Here is a 16,462-nt window from a genome sequence, read left to right as displayed (position 1 = left end):
AAGGTGGTCATCCGCATGTTTTTCCGCTCACTGGTGCGCAAAACCTTCGCCGGCGCAGGGATTACGGCCCTGCTCGCCGTCGCCGCTGTACCCAGCTCGCTTCCCGCCGCTGCCGGCCTGCCCGCGCCGGCCGCCGAACCCCGGCCGACGCTGCCGGTCCAGGCCGACACCGAGAAGGTCGTCACCCTGCTGACCGGCGACAAGGTCCAGGTCACCCCAGCAGGCACCGGCCGCAGCAGCGTCCGCTTCGTACCCGCCGACCCCGCCCAGGCCGGCTACGAGACCCGCACGATCGGCAAGGACCTGTACGTCGTCCCCGACAGCGCGGCCAAACTCGTCAACAACGGCAAGGTGGATCAGGCGCTGTTCAACGTGAGCGGCCTGATCCGGCAGGGGTACGACGATGCGTCGACCAGCCAGATCCCCGTCATCGCCACCTACAAGCCGACAGCCCGCGCCGCCCAGCAGGCCGTCCCCGCCGGGTCCACCCGGACTCGGACGCTGACGTCCGTCGGTGCAGCCGCCCTGCGGACCGACAAGGCGCAGGCCCGCGACACGTGGCAGGCCCTGTCCACCGGGCGCGACGTGCAGAAGCTGTGGCTCGACGCGAAGGTGCGCAAGACCCTCGACCAGAGCGTCCCGTACGTCGGCGCCCCGCAGGCCTGGCAGGCCGGGTACGACGGTAGCGGTACGACGGTCGCCGTACTCGACTCCGGCGTCGACGCGGAGCACCCGGACCTGGCCGGCGCGGTCAAGGCCCAGCAGAACTTCACCGACAGCCCCGAGGTCGGCGACCGCGACGGCCACGGCACGCACACGTCCTCCACGGTCGCCGGTCGCGGCGTCGCCTCGAACGGCAAGAACAAGGGCGTCGCTCCGGGCGCGCAACTGTTGTCCGGCAAGGTCCTGAACGACTACGGCAGCGGTGAGCTCTCCTGGATCATCGCCGGCATGGAATGGGCCGTCGCCGAAGGCGCCGACGTGATCAGCATGAGCATCGGTACGCCGGAACCCGTCGACTGCACCGACCCGATGGCAGCGGCCCTCGACCGGATCAGCGCGGAGTCCGGCGTCCTGTTCGTCGTTGCGGCGGGCAACCTCTACGGCCCGGCCGAGACGATCAGCAGCCCGGGTTGTGCGGCATCGGCCTTGACGGTCGCGGCCACCGACCTCACCCAGACCACCGCCGACTTCTCCAGCCGCGGCCCGGTGATGAGCAACCACGCGGTCAAGCCGGACATCGCGGCTCCCGGCGTGGATATTACCGCGGCGCGAGCGGGTGGTCGCGGCGACTCGGCGTACACCGACCTGAGCGGCACCTCGATGGCGACGCCGCACGTGGCCGGCGCGGCGGCGATTCTGAAACAGCAGCACCCGGACTGGAGCGGTCAGCAACTGAAGGCGGCCCTGCAGAACTCGGTGCGCTCGGCCAGCAAGGTCGGGATCTACGAGCAGGGCGCGGGCGAACTCGACGTCGCGCAGGCCGTGGCGCAGAAGGTGACCGGTCCGGGCACGGTGGATCTGGGGACCTTCGCCTGGCCGCACACTCCGGCGGACAAGATCACCAAGCCGCTGACCTACGTGAACGCTTCCGACTCCCCGGTGACGCTCACCTTCGCCGTTGATGCCCGCGGCAACAACGGGAAGGCGCTGCCCGCTTCCCTGATCAGCTTCGGCGCCGGATCGCTGACCGTCCCGGCCGGCGGCACTGCCGAGCTTCCGGTGACGATCGACCCGTCGGCCACACTGGACTACGGGGTATACGGCGCGATCAGTGCCCGGGTGGTTGCCACCGGCACCGACGGCCGGACGGTCGTCACGCCGCTCGGCTTCTACCTCGAGCCGCAGTTCGTTGACGTCACGTTCAAGCTGATCGACCGCAACGGGCAGCCGGCCTCGTCGATCACCGCGCTGGACGTGTTCGACCTCGACAGCATCGCCGCGCAGCGGATCGGGTTCGACGGCGCGGACCGGACCCTGCACCTGCGGGCCGGCACGTACTCGCTGGCCGCGATCATCGCGACCGAGAACGCCGACGGCATGGTCGAGTCGTACTCGTTCCTCGGCAACCCCGAGGCCACGCTGACGGCGAACACCACCATCACATACGACGCCCGGACGGCAGCCGAGGCCAAGGTGACCACCCAGCGGCCGGCCGAGCGCAAGGGCGGCAGCCTGACCTACGGCCGGATCGTCGACAACTGGATCCTTGCCTCGAGCCGCAGTTACGGCACGCAGATCAAGTCGGTCTACCTCGGGACCACGCCGAAGGCGAGCCGGGGCACGTTCGAGGTGGTCGAGGGCTGGCAGCTCGGATCGCCTGCCGACGCCAAGTCGCCGTACCTCTACAGCCTGGCGTTCGCGCACGAGCAGCAGGTGAAGGGCAAGCCGGAGCACCGGGTGCGCGATCGCGAGCTGGCCACGATCGACGCGACGTACCACACACCTGGGAAGGACTACACCTACTCCGAGTACGTCGACGTGTGGCGACCGTGGAGCATCCAGCTGATCCCGACCGGGACCCGTGGATCGGTCGCGGCGCCGGCCCGGGTGCAGCACCTGGTCACGGCCGACCGGGACACGAAGGTGTCACAGATGGTCGGGCACTCGGACTCGATGAGCTGGCCGTTCGCGACCCTGATGACGTCCACGGCGACGTCGTACCAGGCTGGGAGCCGGCACACCGAGAGCTGGTGGAAGGCCGGGCTCCGGCCAGGCATGGTCACCGATCAGACGACTGGGCAGAAGTACGCGCCTGCCGCGCGTGAGGGCAACTCGATCTGGAGCAACTTCCCGACCTGGTCGGACACCGAGCCGGGGCACTTCTCCCGCGGCGGGTTCCTGGACCTCGGCGGCACCGAGCTGCTCGCGGACGGCGTGTCGCTGGGGGAGTACGGGTTCTACGGACAGGGGTACTGGGACGTGCCGGCCGCGGCGTCGAACCTCGAGCTGGTCTACGACCTGATCCGGTGGCAGCGCGGGAACTACAAGTGGGAGTCGCCGACGCTGGCCGAGACCCGATGGAAGTTCAAGAGCTCCGCCGCCGACGCCGGAAAGCCGCTTCCGCTGCTCTTCCCGGACTACGACCTTCCGGTCGACCTGAACGACCGCGCAGCCCGGCTCAAGGTGTTCCCGATCACGATCAGCGCGGAGTCCGGTCACTGGTACAAGCCGGGCCGCATCACCAAGGCCCAGGCCTGGATGTCCACCGATGACGGGACCACCTGGACCCAGATCCCCGTCGTCAACGTGGGCACCAAGGCCGTCGCCCTGGCCGACAACACCTTGGCCACCGACTTCGTCACCCTGAAGGTCGCGCTCACCGACTCGAACAACAATTCTGTGACCCAGACCCTCACCCGCTTCTACCAAGTCCGCTGACAACGCCAGAACGCCCCGGTAGCACGCGCTGCCGGGGCATTCTGCAGTACGGAACAGTAGGAAGATTGTTGGCGCCGGACCGGGAAGCGCCTCACGGCGCGTGGCCGCTCGTAGCGGCTTATTTTGGGACCCGGGGCTTGCACCGGCCCGACACCTCGAACAGTGTAACGGGTGCCAAAACCCCTTGTCCTGTTGGGATCTCGGGCCTCAAGACGCCATAGCACCCGAAGCTGATCTCTGCAACTACCAGAGTTGTCCGGCGCGTTCGGTGCGCGCCGCCGTCTGCAACTGATCGGCCATCTCGACCAGCTTCGACGCCGACAGCACCTGGTCGTGTCCGTCGTCCGCGAGGTGCGCTCGTCCGGTCGCGACGATCCGCGCGAACGCCGCCGCACGGTCCAGAGTGGTGGCGAAATCCCCGGTCGCGACACCGCGCAGTACGGCGTCGACCATGTCGCGGACCTCGGTCGGACCGGGAGGTTCGGCGACCCCCGCGACCACTGCGTGCACCTCGGCGTACTTGCGGCCGGCGGTGAACTCGCGGGACACCTCCTCCGCGTTCGAGTGCACCCACGACCGCAACAGGTACAGCCGCCAGAGCGCACCCGGCAGTGAGTCGGACGGTGCGTCCGACCACAGCTCGGCCAGCTCGTCGAGACCGTAGTCGTCGGCCAGCTTCACCACCCGTGCGTGCACCTCGGTGTCCTCCGAGGACCGGACGCCGCGAACCAGCAGCTCGGCGGTCCGGTGCGCCACCTCGGTGACGGCAGCCGGGTCGGCAGCCCCAGGCAACGACTCGAACAACTTGTTGCCGGGCATGATCGGACGACGCGGATTGGGGCTGGTCACACGCTCCATGGTGCCCGACACCGCCGCCCCTCGCACGCTGAGCCCGCCGATGGCGGGTCATGGCGTAGTCCGGAACCCGTACGTCGCACCCTGGAACGCCCGGAACTCGCCAGTAGACCCGCAGTCGAGGATAGGCGGTTCGCGGTGATCGGGTTGTTCGTGCAGTTCTTCAGGTGCACCGAGCTCTCGCGGCGCGGGAAGATGTTGTTGCCGGAGACAAGCAGGCCGAAGTGGTTCCCGGCGAGCACCGTGAACCCGACGTAGCCGGCGCCGAGCAGGTTGTCGTCGACCATGCCCGCCGGTCCGGCGCCGACCAGCAGTCCAGCAGCTCGATCGAGCCCAACCGGGGCTGCAGTGAGTGCCAAAAAGTTTGGCGTCGGTTTGGCAGATCTTTGGCGTTGACCGGCCGGCGCCGGCCTGGGAACACTGCTGCCAAGACGTTTTGCCAAAACGTTTGACCACAATCCTGGTGTGCAAGGAACGGAGTCGAAGTGATGAAGCTTCGCAGCACGAGCGGTCGTCTCCGGACCGTCGTCAGTGGCATCGCCGTCGTCGCGAGCCTGAGCCTGGTCGCCGCCGGCTGCGGCGCGGGCGGAAGCTCCGGCGGCGGGAGCAACACCCTCACGGTCCTGGTGGAGGGTGGCGGCCGCGCCGAGCTCCAGCCGGTCGCCGAGCGCTACAAGCAGGAGACCGGTACGACGGTCGACCTGGTCGAACTGCCCTACGACGGCCTGTACGACCGGGTCCAGACCGAGCTCGGCTCCGGCCAGGCGTCCTTCGACGTGGCCGCACTCGACGCGATCTGGCTGAGCGCCTTCGCCGCCGGCGTCTCGCCGCTCGACGACCTGTTCACCGACGACGTGAAACGCGACCTGTTTCCGGGCCTGGTGAGCGAGGCACAGGTCAACGGCGCGTACGTCGGCATGCCGGTCTGGACCAACTCCGAGATCCTCTACTACCGCACGGATCTGTTCGGCGACGCCAAGGAGCGGGCTGCCTTCCAAGCGAAGTACGGCTATGCACTCGTCCCGCCGACGACCTGGAAGCAGTACCGCGACGTGGCCGAGTTCTTCACCCGCGACACCAACGGCGACGGGCAGACCGACCTGTACGGCACGGACGTGAAGGGCGCCGTCGAGACGGAGTGGCTGGCCACGGTGTCGCAGACCGGCGAGACGACGATGGTGCTCGACCCGAAGAGTGGGCAGGTCACCATCGACGACGCCGAGCACCTCGAGGCGCTGAACTTCTACACCAGCCTGTTGCCGTACGCGCCGTCCGGCGCGGCGCAGCTCGACTGGGCCGGCGCGCAGAACCTCTTCTACCAGGGCAAGCTCGCGATGATGCGCTTCTGGGGCCACGCCTACACGCAGACCCCGGCCGACGCTGCGGTCAAGGGCAAGATCGGCGTCGCCCCGATGATCGCGGGACCCGGCGGTATCGCCGGCGTGCCCGGCGCCTGGTACCTGTCAGTGCCCAAGGCAACGACCAGGCAGGAGGAAGCGAAGAAGTTCGTCGCGTTCGCCTACCAGCACAACGAGCTGTCGATCACGACGTCGCTCGGCCTGGTCGCCCGCATCTCGGCGTTCGAGTCGCAGGCCGGTGTCGCCGGACACGAGAACTACCCCGCGATCCTCACGACGCTCAAGTCGCCGGCCACGGTGGCCCGGCCGGCCACTCCGAAGTGGCAGGAGATCGTCAACACCGTGCTCACGCCGATGCTGCAGAAGGCGGTCGCCAAGGGCGCCGACAACGCCGCCCTGCTGAAAAAGGCGAAGACCCAGATCGAAGCCATCGCCAAGTAGCCCGGTCCGCCGCCGACTCCGAAGGGTCCGCTTGTGCGTCGCACCGACCGCCGGTTCGCGCTCGTTCTCACCGCGCCGGCCGCGTTGTTCCTGCTCGCCTTCGTGGCGTGGCCCTTGGTCAGGTTCGTCACGAACGCGTTCTACGAAATCTCGCCGATCGCCGGCGGACCGCGCAGGTTCGTCGGCTTCGACAACTTCGCCACGGCGCTGAGCTCGCCGGCGTTCCAGGGCGCTTCGCTGCGCACGGTCGTCTACACGGTCGTCGTGGTCGCGCTCGAGTTCGTCTTCGGAGTCGCGGTGGCGCTGACCTTCTCGGCGCTGGGCAGCCGGTCGACGGTGTTCCGTACCGTCTTCCTCTACCCGCTGATGGTTGCGCCGGTGGTCGCCGGCCTGTTGTGGCGCTTCTTGCTGATCGACAACTTCGGCATCCTGAACGAACTGCTGCGCCGGGCCGGCGTGCTGCCCAGCACCGACCGGATCGGCTGGCTGAGCGACCCGGACATCGCGCTGTTCTCGGTCGCGCTGCCGGACATCTGGCTGACCACCTCGTTCGTCACGCTGGTGCTGTTCGCCGGCCTGCAGAACATCCCGGGCGACGTGATCGAGGCCGCCCGGATCGACGGGGTGCGGTTCCCGACGCTGCTGTTCCGGATCATCCTGCCGCTGCTCCGGCCGGTGATCGCGGTCGCGCTCGTGGTCCGCGGGATCGACGCCGCGCGGGCGTTCGACATCATCTTGATCCAGACCAACGGCGGGCCGCAGGAGAGTACGACGACACTCAGCCTGCTCATCTATCGCACCATGACACGGAACGGCGATCCGGGCCTGGCCAGCGCGATGGGGACGGTGTACCTGATCGCGATGCTTGTGGTCGCAGCAGTGGCGATCCTGGCCATCTGGCGGCCGGGAGGCGAGCAGTCATGAACGGTCTCGAGTCGCGCCGACGCTCCACCCGTGTCCTGCTCTGGGGTGCGCTGGCCGCTGCCCTCGTGCTCTACGGATTCCCTTTCGTCTACCTCCTGCTGACGTCGTTCAAGGCGCCGCTCGACGCGATCGCCGTACCGCCGAAGGTGTTGCCGTCGCAGTGGACGCTGGACAACTACGTCGCCGCGCTCGGCAGGGAGGGCGTCGTACCGGCGCTGATCAACAGCCTCGTGACGGCCGTTCTCAGCACCGTCCTTTCACTGGTGCTCGGTGTGCCCGCGGCGTACGCGATCACGCGGTACCGGACGCCGAGCGGACGGGTGTTCGTGATCGCGGCGCTGGTCACCCGGATGGTGCCGACGATCGCGGTGGGCGCGCCGTTGGTCGAGACGATGCGCACGCTGAGGATCTCGGACACCTCGATCGGGCTCGCGATCGCGCACACCACGATCTCGCTGCCGTTGTCGATCTGGCTGATGTCGAGCTTCTTCGAGGCAGTGCCCGGCGAGCTCGAGGAGGCCGCGAAGGTCGACGGCAGCGGCCGGCTCCAGGCGCTGTGGCACGTCGTCCTGCCGGTGGTGTCCGGCGGGCTCGCGGTGACCGCCATCTTCGCGTTCCTGGCGTCCTGGAACGAGTTTCTGTACGCGCTGCTGCTGACCTCGATCCGGGCCCAGACCACACCGATCGTGATCGCGAACTTCCAGACCCAGTTCGGCCTCGACTGGGGCGGGATGACCGCGCTGGCCGCGGTCTACTCGGTCCCCGTCATCCTGCTCACCCTCGCCCTCCAGCGGCACATCGTCGCCGGGCTGACCCTCGGCGCGGTCAAGGGCTGAAACCCTTCCACAGAAAGCGAATGGACACACACTATGGAGTTCTGGCAACCCAACAGCCCGCTCGGCGGCCTGGCCCACGTCAAGTCCGGCCGGTCGCGGCGCGAGTCGAGCTGGGACCGCAGCGGCGGCAACCGCGACTTCCAGGTCGTGCCGGCCGGCGAGGCGTTCGTGATCGCCGACATCGAGGGTTCCGGACGGATCGAGCACATCTGGCTGACCACCCGCTGCTACTCGGAGAAGTACCTGCGCAAGCTGGTGATCGAGATGTTCTGGGACGGCGAGGACAACCCCAGCGTGCGGGCGCCGCTCGGTGACTTCTTCGGCGTCGGGCACGCGGTCGCCAAGCACTACATCTCGCTGCCGCTGAACGCCGTCTTCGGTCCACGGCGTGGTCCGAAGGGACCGTTCGCGGCCGCGATGAACAGCTACTTCCCGATGCCGTTCGGCAGCCGTGCGCGGATCCAGCTCCGCAACGAGAGCGACCAGCCGATCGAGAACCTCTTCTACTACGTCGACTACGAGCTGACCGACGAACCGATTCCGGACGACGTCGGCCGGTTCCACGCCTACTACCGGCAGGAGAAGCCGACGACCGCCGTACGCCACGCCACCGACCTGGAGAACCCGGCTCCGTGGGACCTGCCGGGGACGAATGTGACCGGCGACGACAACTATGTGGTCCTCGATGCGACCGGCAAGGGGCACTACGTTGGCTGCGTGCTGAGCATCGACAACTTCGACGCCTCCAACCAGGTGTTCACCTGGCCGGGGGAGGGCGACGACATGTTCTTCATCGACGGAGAGGTCTGGCCGCCATCCCTGCACGGGACCGGGACCGAGGACTACTTCGGCGCGGCCTGGGGGTTCCCGAGCGGCGAGTACGCCGGTCCGTACCACGGCATCACGCTCGGGGCCAGCCCGCAGGAGCACTTCGGGTTGTGGAGCATGTTCCGCTGGCACATCGAGGACCCGGTGCGGTTCGAGAAGAGCCTGCGGGTGTCGATCGAGCACGGGCACGCGAACGACCAGGGCAACGACTACTCGAGCGTCGCCTACTGGTACCAGGTGGGCGAGCACGCGCCGCACGCCGAGCTCCCACCGGTCGAGGAGCGGCTGCCGCGACGCTGGCCGGAGCACGGACTCTGGGACGAGTGAGGCCGGTCCATGGCTGATCCGGACGAGGTCCGCAAGGTCGGGATCCGGGACGTCGCGCGCGTCGCCGGCGTCTCCGTGACGACCGTGTCGCACGTGCTGAACGAGACGCCGAACACGCGGACCAGCGAGGCGACCCGGGAGCGGGTGCGATCGGTCGCGCGTGACCTCGGGTACACCCCGAACCGGCTCGCCCGCGGCCTGCGGACCCGGGCCTCGGACATGATCGGCCTGCTGACCGAGGAGATCGCCACCACCCCGCACGCCGGCCGGATCATCCTCGGCGCGCAGGAGGAGGCGAGCCGCCACAACCTCACGCTCGCGATCATCAACTCGCACCTGGACGCCGGCGCGGCCGCCCGTCGCGCCGACGCCCGGGCGCTGATCGAGCGGCAGGTCGACGGGATCATCTACGCCACCGTGTTCCACCACGAGGTGTCCGTGCCGCACGAGTTGCGGGCCGTGCCCGCGGTGTTGATAGGTGCTCTGGACCGGCAAGGCGTCGTACCGGCTGTGCTGCCCGACGAGGCGAGCGGAGCTGCCGACCTGGTGGCGCTGCTGGTCTCGTCGGGGCATCGGCGGATCGCTTTCGCGAACTCGAGCATCGAGGTGCCGGCGACCCAGGGCCGACTGGTCGGGTACTTGCGGGGCCTCGAGGCGGCCGGCATCCTGCGGGACGACCGGCTGATCGCGGCGGGCGAGTCGGAGGCGGCTGGCGGCTACACGGCCTGCCGGGAGCTGCTCGATCGCGCCGACCGGCCGACCGCGATCTTCTGCTACAACGACCGGATGGCGATGGGCGCGTACCGGGCCGCGCAGGAGCTCGGGCTGCGCGTGCCCGACGACGTGTCGATCGTCGGGTTCGACGACCAGGCGCCGATCGCGGCCAGCGTCTACCCGGCGCTGACGACGGTCGCTTTACCGCACTACGAGATGGGAGCCTGGGCGGTCGCCACGTTGACGCGGCAGGTCCAGAGCAGCAGCACGTCCTGGTACCGCTCGACACATCCGACCTGGCTGCCGTGTCCCGTCGTACTGCGTGACTCGGTGGCCCGGCCGCGTCAGTAGGACTTGGGTGGCCGTCGCGGTCAGTACGCTCGGAGACATGGCAGGTGTTCCTGGGGACAAGCGCGGGCGGTTGGCCAAGAACCTGGTCAAGTACAGCGTGCGGTACGGGCCGCTCGCGGTCGAGGCGTTCAGGCACGGACGTGAGCCCGCTCAGCAGGCGCTGCAGGCGGCGCTGGCGAAACGGGCTGCGCGGAAGAAGGCGGTCGAGCACGCGCTCACCGTGCGCGACGGGTCCTTGCTGAAGGTCATCCGGGACGGGCAGGCGATCTTCTTCGTGTTCAGTGGGGACGCGATCGTCACGACGTACCCGGCGGTGCCGGCGAACACCTACCCGGAGCTGCTCCGGCACGCCGACCTGGACAAGCGGGAGCCTGCGGTGGTGCTGGCGGCGGCGCGCCAGCCCAGGATCGGACCGCGGCTGCCCAAGATGCGGCGGCGCTGAAGGTTGACGCGGGCGTAACATTCCGGACCCGGCCGGGCAACAGGCGTGACGGACAGTGGAAGGACGTTTCCACGAGGGAGGGCGTCCGCATGCTCTGGAAGATCAGGACCGAACTCGCCGACCGGCCCGGTGCGCTGGCCGAACTCGCTGCACGGTGTGGTGCGGACGACATCAACATCCTGAGCCTGGAAGTGTTCACCGCCGAGTCCGGCGCCGTCGACGAGCTGGTGGTCTCGACCAGCGTCGGCTGGACCGCGGACGACCTGACCGCACTGGTCGCCGAGGCCGGCTGCTCGCGGACGACGGTCCGTCCGTGCCAGGCCGACGTACTGAGTGATGGGCCGACCCGCTACCTGCGCGCCGTACTGCGGCTGATCGACGACCCGGTGTCGGTCGACGAGGAGCTGGGCAACCTGCAGGGGTTCGACGAGTACACCCCGGCCGAGTGGGCGCGGGCCGACGTCCTCGTGGAGATCGCCGGCCGGCTGGCCGAGCGGTTCGAGGGGACCGTGGTCGAGGGACCGCGGCCGGGGAGTGGGGTCCCGGAGTTGCGGAGGGCGTCCGTCGAGGACGCCGAGGCCGTCGTGGCCATGCACGAGCGGTGCTCGTACGAGAGCCGCACCCGGCGCTACCACGTGCCGATGCCGAAGCTGACCAACCGGACCGCGCGGCACCTGTCCGCCCCCGCCGGCGGGATCTCGATCGTGGCGGCCATCGGTGACGCGGTCGTCGGGATGGCGACGGCCGCGCCGTGGGAGGAGCTAGGCAGTACGACGATGGAGGTCGCCGTACTCGTCGAGGACGGCTGGCAAGGACAGGGCCTGGGTCAGCAGTTGCTGCGCCGGCTCGTCGTCGAGGCGCGGGGGCTGGGAGCCGACCGGGTCGTCTGCATGGTGCAGCCGGAGAACCACGCGATGCTGCGCACCCTCGAGCGGCTGCGGATGCGATCCCGCGTCGTACAGGACGGCGACAGTTTGATGGTGACTGTCGCACTGTCCGACCAGAGCCTGTCCAATGCGGTGGATCGGCCGCCGGTGCAATATCGTCGGACTCGTGCCACCCCTTCCCCTAGGTCGCTCCCAACACGGTCTGCTGGTCAATCTGCCCGCGAGCACGCGCTCGCCGCTCTTTCAGCTGTTCCTCCGCTTTCTGGTGGCGCTGGGGCTGCTGGCCGTGATGGTGCTGATCGTGGTGGTCGACCGTGACGGGTACAAGGACAGCTACGACGGCAGCGTCGGAGTCATCGACGCGATCTACTACGCGACCGTAACCCTCACCACCACCGGGTACGGCGACATCACGCCGGTGACCCCGACGGCGCGGTTGATCAACGCCTTCATCGTCACCCCGCTGCGGATCGCCTTCCTGGTGGTCCTGGTCGGCACGACACTGGAAGTCCTGGCAACCGAGGGTCGCCGCATCATGCGCGACACCCGCTGGAGGAAGCGCATGAAGGACCACACCGTCGTCGTCGGCTACGGCACCAAGGGCCGGTCTGCCGTTCAGACGCTGATCAGCAACGGGGTGAAGCGCGAGAACATCGTGGTGATCGACCCGCGCGCGCAGGCGATCGGTGACGCGGGCAACGACCAGATGGCCGCGTTCCACGGGGACGCCACGAACCGGACGGTGCTGCGCCGGGCCGAGGTGATGAGGGCCCGCGAGGTGATCGTCACCACCGACCGCGACGACGCGGCAGTCCTGGTCACGCTGGCGGTTCGGCAACTCAACCCGGAGGCGCACATCGTGGTCGCGGTGCGCGAGGAGGACAACGTCCCGCTGCTGCGGCAGTCCGGCGCCGACGCGGTCGTCACCTCGTCCGAGGCGGTCGGGCGGCTGCTCGGCCTGTCCGCGGTCAGCCCGAACCTGGGCGAGGTGATGGAGGACCTGCTCACGTACGGCGAGGGTCTCGAGGTCGCCGAACGGCCGGTGCTCGGCCGCGAGGTCGGCAAGCCCCCGTCCGCAGTACCGGACCGGGTGGTCTCGGTGGTCCGGGACGGCCGAGTGCACCGGTACTACGACTCCAGCGTCTCGGTCCTTGCCGCCGGCGACAAACTCATCGTGGTCCGCCCGGCCAAGGAGACCCCGTGGGCCGAGCGGCCCGGCGCCGACGAAGAGGACGAGTGAGCCCTTCCGCTCTCGACCGCCGAGTGCTTACCTCTGTACTGGCGGGGGTGGCTCCAGTACAGAGGTGGTGAGGCATTGTGCGGTGGAGAAAGACGCTCAGCGTGGTCGCCGCGGCGCTGATGGTGGGGTCGGGAACGACCGCGGCGCAGAGTCAGGTGGTTGCCGAAGGTAACGAGTGGGTCATCGGTTGTGACCAGGGCGACGTCCAGGCGCGTGGCGGTCCAGCCCGCGAGCCGGACCTCGGCCAGGTGGCCAAGGACCTGCCGGCGTCGGCGAAGGGGCAGGCCGGGCCGGGATTCCGGGCCACCGTGCCGGTGTACTTCCACGTGGTCACCGACGGGTCGATCGGCGCCTTGACCATGGCGCAGATCAACGCGCAGATCAACGTGCTGAACAACACTTTCGCGGGTGGCGAAGGCGGCGACAACAGCGGCTTCAGCTTCCGGTTGGCCGGCGTGACGCGGACCGACAACGCGGCCTGGTTCTACGCGAACCCGGGCGGCACGAACGAGCACAGCATGAAGCGGGCCCTGCACACCGGCGGACCGGGCGACCTGAACTTCTACTCGACGACAGCGGGTGCCTATCTCGGCTGGGCGTACCTGCCGGACATCGTGACGAAGCCCGGGCAGGCCTACCTCGACGGTGTCGTAGTCGACTGGGAGTCCATGCTGGGTACGTCGACGACGTACGAGGGCCGCTACGACCAGGGTGAGACCGGGACGCACGAGGTCGGCCACTGGCTGAACCTCGAGCACACCTTCTACGGCGGCTGCAGCGCCCACGGCGACTACGTGGACGACACCCCGGCGCAGAAGACCCCGACCTCCGGTTGCCCCGCAGGCAAGGACACCTGCAAGGCCCCCGGACTCGACCCGATCCACAACTACATGGACTACTCCTACGACTCCTGCTACACCGAATTCACCCCCGGCCAGTCCCAGCGAATGGCCGACGCCTGGCTCCTCTACCGGGCCTAGGCACACACCGGCGAACCGGATCGTGACCTGAACGGTCACGGTCCGGTTTCGCTTGTGGCCGGACGTTCCCCGGTGTTGACGGTTCTGGGTGGGGCGTCCTAGGGTCTGATCTGTAAACGATTACAAGAACGATTACAGGAGGCGGGCGTGAGCCGTCCGACGATCGCTGGGGTGGCCCGGGCAGCCGGGGTCTCGGTGGCGTCGGTGTCGCGCGTGCTGAACGGGCTGCCGGCCACCGAGGAGATGGTCGAGCGGGTGCAGCGGGTGGTCGAGGAGCTCGGGTACGTGCCGGACGCGCGGGCCCGGTCGCTCAAGGTCGGCCGGACGTTCCAGCTCACGCTGGCCGTCGCGGACGTCGGCAACCCGGTGTACGTGACGATGATGCGGGCGGTCGAGGAGGTCGTCTCGGCGGCCGGCTACCGCCTGGTGGTGACCACGACCGGCCCGGACGTGGTGGACGAGGTCGCGCTGGTCCGCGGGATGGCACGCGGGTACGCCGACGGCCTGGTCATCAGCCCGCTCCGCGTCGACGAAGACCTGATCAAGTCGATCCGCGAGTGCGAGGTCCCGGTGGTGGTCGCCGGAAACGTCCCCGCCAAAGCCGGCGTCGACACAGTCCGAGCCAACTCACCCAAAGGCATCGCCCTGGCCGTCGAGCACCTCGTCGCGCGGGGTCGCACCCGCATCGCTTTCCTGAACGGCCCTGCCGACACAGTCCCCGGTGAAGCCCGAGCCAAGGGCTTCGCCGATGCCCTTCGGGCGCACGGTCTGCAACCAGCCGCAGTCGCCGAGGCGGCCGACTTCACCTTCGCCGCCGGCCGTGCCGCAGCACCCGAACTGCTGGCCGCCGGCGGGCAGGACGCGGTGATCTGTGCGAATGACCTGCTGGCCGTTGGGCTCATGCATGAGCTTGCGGCTGTGGGGCTGAGCGTGCCCGGGGACGTGGCTGTGGTGGGGATGGATGACAGTGAGTTGGCTGAGCAGAGTTTTCCGCCGTTGACGAGTGTGAATCTGGGGTCGGCGGAGCGGGGGCGGCGGGCGGCGGAGTTGCTGCTGGCGCGGATCGAGGACAGTAGCCGGACGCCCCGACGGATCGTCGTACAGCCGACCTTGAATGTGCGGAGGTCGACGCCATGACCGCGACAGTGACGGCGCCGCCGCCTACTCCGGTCCAGAAGACGAGCCGGCCCAAGCAGAACCACGAGGCGATCTTCCTGCTTTTGCCGGCGTTGCTGCCGGTGCTGCTGCTCAGCGTGTATCCGCTGGTTCGCGGGATCGCGCTCGGTTTCACCGACGCCCGGGCCGGACTGAACGTCGAGACGAACTTCATCGGCTTCGAGAACTTCGGCAAGCTGCTGCAGAACGACCTGTTCTGGTCGTCGTTCCGGATCGGCATCATCTGGACCCTGTCGGTCACGATCCTGCAGTTCGTCGCCGCGCTCGGCCTCGCGCTGCTGCTCAACACGAACATCAAATTCCGCGGCGTCGCAAGAACGCTCGCGCTGATCCCGTGGGCGATGCCGCCGGTGGTCGTGGCGATCATGTGGCGGTTGCTGCTGCACCCGACCAACGGCCCGGTCAACGAGGTGCTGCAGACCCTGCACCTCACCGACCAGCCGATCAACTTCCTCGGCGACTTCAGTACGGCGCTGCCGGCCGTGATCGTGGTCGGGATCTGGGTCGGCATGCCGATGACCACGGTGACCCTGCTGGCCGGCCTGCAAGGCATCGACCGCTCGCTGTACGAGGCGGCCGCGGTGGACGGCGCGAGCGCGTGGAGCCAGTTCTGGAACATCACGCTGCCGCAGCTGAAGACGGTGATCGTGGCCATCACCAGCCTGGACATGATCTGGAACTTCAACTCGTTCGGCCTGGTCTACGTGCTGACCGCCGGCGGTCCGGGCGGCAAGACGATGCTGCCGATGCTGTTCGCCTACAACGAGGCGTTCCGGTACGGGAACTTCGGGATGGCCGCGGCAATGGGCGACGTGATGGTCGTGATCATCATCGTGTTCCTCGCCTTCTACCTGCGGAACCGGCTGCGGAGCCAGGCATGAGAACACGTCCAGCCGCCCGGTTCCTGCAGTACGTCGCCGTCGCCTGCTACCTGGTCTTCCTCGGCTTCCCGCTGCTCTGGCTGATCTCCAGCTCGCTGAAGTCGCCGCAGGAGTTCGCGAGCATCACGCCGTCGCTGCTCCCGAAGAACGTCGACTTCTCCAACTACACCGGCGCGCTCGAGGAGCAGGGCCTGGTCCGGTCGATGGGCAACAGCCTGCAGATCTCGGTGCTGAGCACGATCCTGGTGCTGATCGTGTCGTTGCCGGTCGCGTACGCGCTGGCCCGGTTCCGCAGCCGGCTGCGGCCGCTCACCAACGGCTGGATCCTGGTCAGCCAGGTGTTCCCGGTGATCCTGATCGTGATCCCGCTGTTCATGATCCTGCGGCCGCTGCACCTGACCAACACGATCCCCGGCGTGGTGATCGTCTACATGGTCTGGTCGCTGCCGTTCGCGTTGTGGATGTTGCAGGGGTACGTCGCCGCCGTGCCGCGGGAGCTGGAGGAGGCGGCCTCGGTCGACGGGGCCAGTCGGCTGCGCACGATCGTGTCGATCGTGATGCCGCTGCTGCGGCCCGGCCTGATCGCGACCGCGATGTTCACCTTCATCTCGGCGTGGAACGAGTTCTTCTTCGCTCTGGTCCTGCTGCAGGACCCGGAGCTCAAGACGCTGCCGCTGGTCCTCGCCCGCTTCGTGGGCGCCGAGGGTCAGGTCCAGTTCGGACCACTTGCGGCCGCGTCCGTCCTGGCCACTGTGCCCAGCTTGGTGTTCTTCGCCTTCTTGCAGCGCCGGTTGACTTCCGGCCTGCTGAGCGGCGCTGTCAAGGGTTAGAAATCCCCTGA

15 protein-coding genes are annotated in these 16,462 nt (G+C 68.6%); 13 read left to right on the top strand and 2 right to left on the bottom strand.

Annotated elements, in window-relative coordinates:
• Nucleotides 1–15 precede the first annotated feature (15 nt).
• The gene (locus ACIBL3_RS19620) at nucleotides 16–3,381 is read left to right on the top strand and encodes a S8 family peptidase (RefSeq protein WP_396354833.1); all 3,366 of its coding nucleotides are present in this window, start codon (nucleotides 16–18) and stop codon (nucleotides 3,379–3,381) included.
• Between the two features lie 243 nt (nucleotides 3,382–3,624).
• Here the strand turns inward: ACIBL3_RS19620 and ACIBL3_RS19615 are convergent, their stop codons facing one another.
• Together ACIBL3_RS19615 and ACIBL3_RS19610 are read right to left on the bottom strand one after the other, a co-directional pair.
• Nucleotides 3,625–4,239 carry a hypothetical protein gene (locus ACIBL3_RS19615; protein ID WP_396354832.1) on the bottom strand — a complete coding sequence of 205 codons (615 nt, stop codon included), beginning with the start codon at nucleotides 4,237–4,239 and terminating at the stop codon, nucleotides 3,625–3,627.
• Nucleotides 4,227–4,595, bottom strand: coding sequence for a hypothetical protein (locus ACIBL3_RS19610; protein WP_396354831.1), 369 nt, complete (start codon nucleotides 4,593–4,595; stop codon nucleotides 4,227–4,229). Before ACIBL3_RS19610 ends, ACIBL3_RS19615 begins: the two co-directional genes overlap by 13 nt.
• Before the next feature lie 129 nt (nucleotides 4,596–4,724).
• On the opposite strand from ACIBL3_RS19610, the gene ACIBL3_RS19605 reads away from it, so the two are divergent.
• From ACIBL3_RS19605 to ACIBL3_RS19550, 12 genes are all read left to right on the top strand, one after another.
• Nucleotides 4,725–6,035, top strand: coding sequence for an ABC transporter substrate-binding protein (locus ACIBL3_RS19605; protein WP_396354830.1), 1,311 nt, complete (start codon nucleotides 4,725–4,727; stop codon nucleotides 6,033–6,035).
• Between the two features lie 33 nt (nucleotides 6,036–6,068).
• Nucleotides 6,069–6,959 carry a carbohydrate ABC transporter permease gene (locus ACIBL3_RS19600; protein WP_396354829.1) on the top strand — a complete coding sequence of 297 codons (891 nt, stop codon included), beginning with the start codon at nucleotides 6,069–6,071 and terminating at the stop codon, nucleotides 6,957–6,959.
• Nucleotides 6,956–7,795, top strand: a complete 840-nt coding sequence (locus ACIBL3_RS19595) for a carbohydrate ABC transporter permease (protein WP_396354828.1) — start codon at nucleotides 6,956–6,958, stop codon at nucleotides 7,793–7,795. The genes ACIBL3_RS19600 and ACIBL3_RS19595 overlap by 4 nt, the downstream gene beginning before the upstream one ends.
• A gap of 33 nt (nucleotides 7,796–7,828) precedes the next feature.
• Nucleotides 7,829–8,950, top strand: a complete 1,122-nt coding sequence (locus ACIBL3_RS19590) for a glycoside hydrolase family 172 protein (RefSeq protein WP_396354827.1) — start codon at nucleotides 7,829–7,831, stop codon at nucleotides 8,948–8,950.
• Nucleotides 8,951–8,959: 9 nt separating this feature from the next.
• The gene (locus ACIBL3_RS19585; protein ID WP_396354826.1) at nucleotides 8,960–10,015 is read left to right on the top strand and encodes a LacI family DNA-binding transcriptional regulator; all 1,056 of its coding nucleotides are present in this window, start codon (nucleotides 8,960–8,962) and stop codon (nucleotides 10,013–10,015) included.
• A 37-nt stretch (nucleotides 10,016–10,052) separates the two neighbouring features.
• The gene (locus ACIBL3_RS19580) at nucleotides 10,053–10,457 is read left to right on the top strand and encodes a hypothetical protein (RefSeq protein WP_396354825.1); all 405 of its coding nucleotides are present in this window, start codon (nucleotides 10,053–10,055) and stop codon (nucleotides 10,455–10,457) included.
• An 89-nt stretch (nucleotides 10,458–10,546) separates the two neighbouring features.
• The gene (locus tag ACIBL3_RS19575) at nucleotides 10,547–11,662 is read left to right on the top strand and encodes a GNAT family N-acetyltransferase (RefSeq protein ID WP_396354824.1); all 1,116 of its coding nucleotides are present in this window, start codon (nucleotides 10,547–10,549) and stop codon (nucleotides 11,660–11,662) included.
• On the top strand, nucleotides 11,634–12,584 hold the full coding sequence (locus tag ACIBL3_RS19570; RefSeq protein WP_396354868.1) for a potassium channel family protein: 951 nt from the start codon (nucleotides 11,634–11,636) through the stop codon (nucleotides 12,582–12,584). Before ACIBL3_RS19575 ends, ACIBL3_RS19570 begins: the two co-directional genes overlap by 29 nt.
• Nucleotides 12,585–12,661: 77 nt before the next feature.
• On the top strand, nucleotides 12,662–13,564 hold the full coding sequence (locus ACIBL3_RS19565) for a zinc metalloprotease (protein WP_396354823.1): 903 nt from the start codon (nucleotides 12,662–12,664) through the stop codon (nucleotides 13,562–13,564).
• A 147-nt stretch (nucleotides 13,565–13,711) separates the two neighbouring features.
• Entirely contained in the window at nucleotides 13,712–14,701 is a 990-nt protein-coding gene (locus ACIBL3_RS19560) for a LacI family DNA-binding transcriptional regulator (protein WP_396354822.1), read from the top strand.
• Complete coding sequence (locus tag ACIBL3_RS19555; RefSeq protein ID WP_396354821.1) at nucleotides 14,698–15,621, top strand: carbohydrate ABC transporter permease; 924 nt, start codon at nucleotides 14,698–14,700, stop codon at nucleotides 15,619–15,621. The genes ACIBL3_RS19560 and ACIBL3_RS19555 overlap by 4 nt, the downstream gene beginning before the upstream one ends.
• Entirely contained in the window at nucleotides 15,618–16,451 is an 834-nt protein-coding gene (locus ACIBL3_RS19550) for a carbohydrate ABC transporter permease (protein WP_396354820.1), read from the top strand. The genes ACIBL3_RS19555 and ACIBL3_RS19550 overlap by 4 nt, the downstream gene beginning before the upstream one ends.
• Nucleotides 16,452–16,462 lie beyond the last annotated feature (11 nt).

The organism is Kribbella sp. NPDC050124 (assembly GCF_044460355.1).
Lineage (GTDB): Bacteria > Actinomycetota > Actinomycetes > Propionibacteriales > Kribbellaceae > Kribbella.
This window is presented reverse-complemented; position numbering and strand designations above follow the sequence as displayed.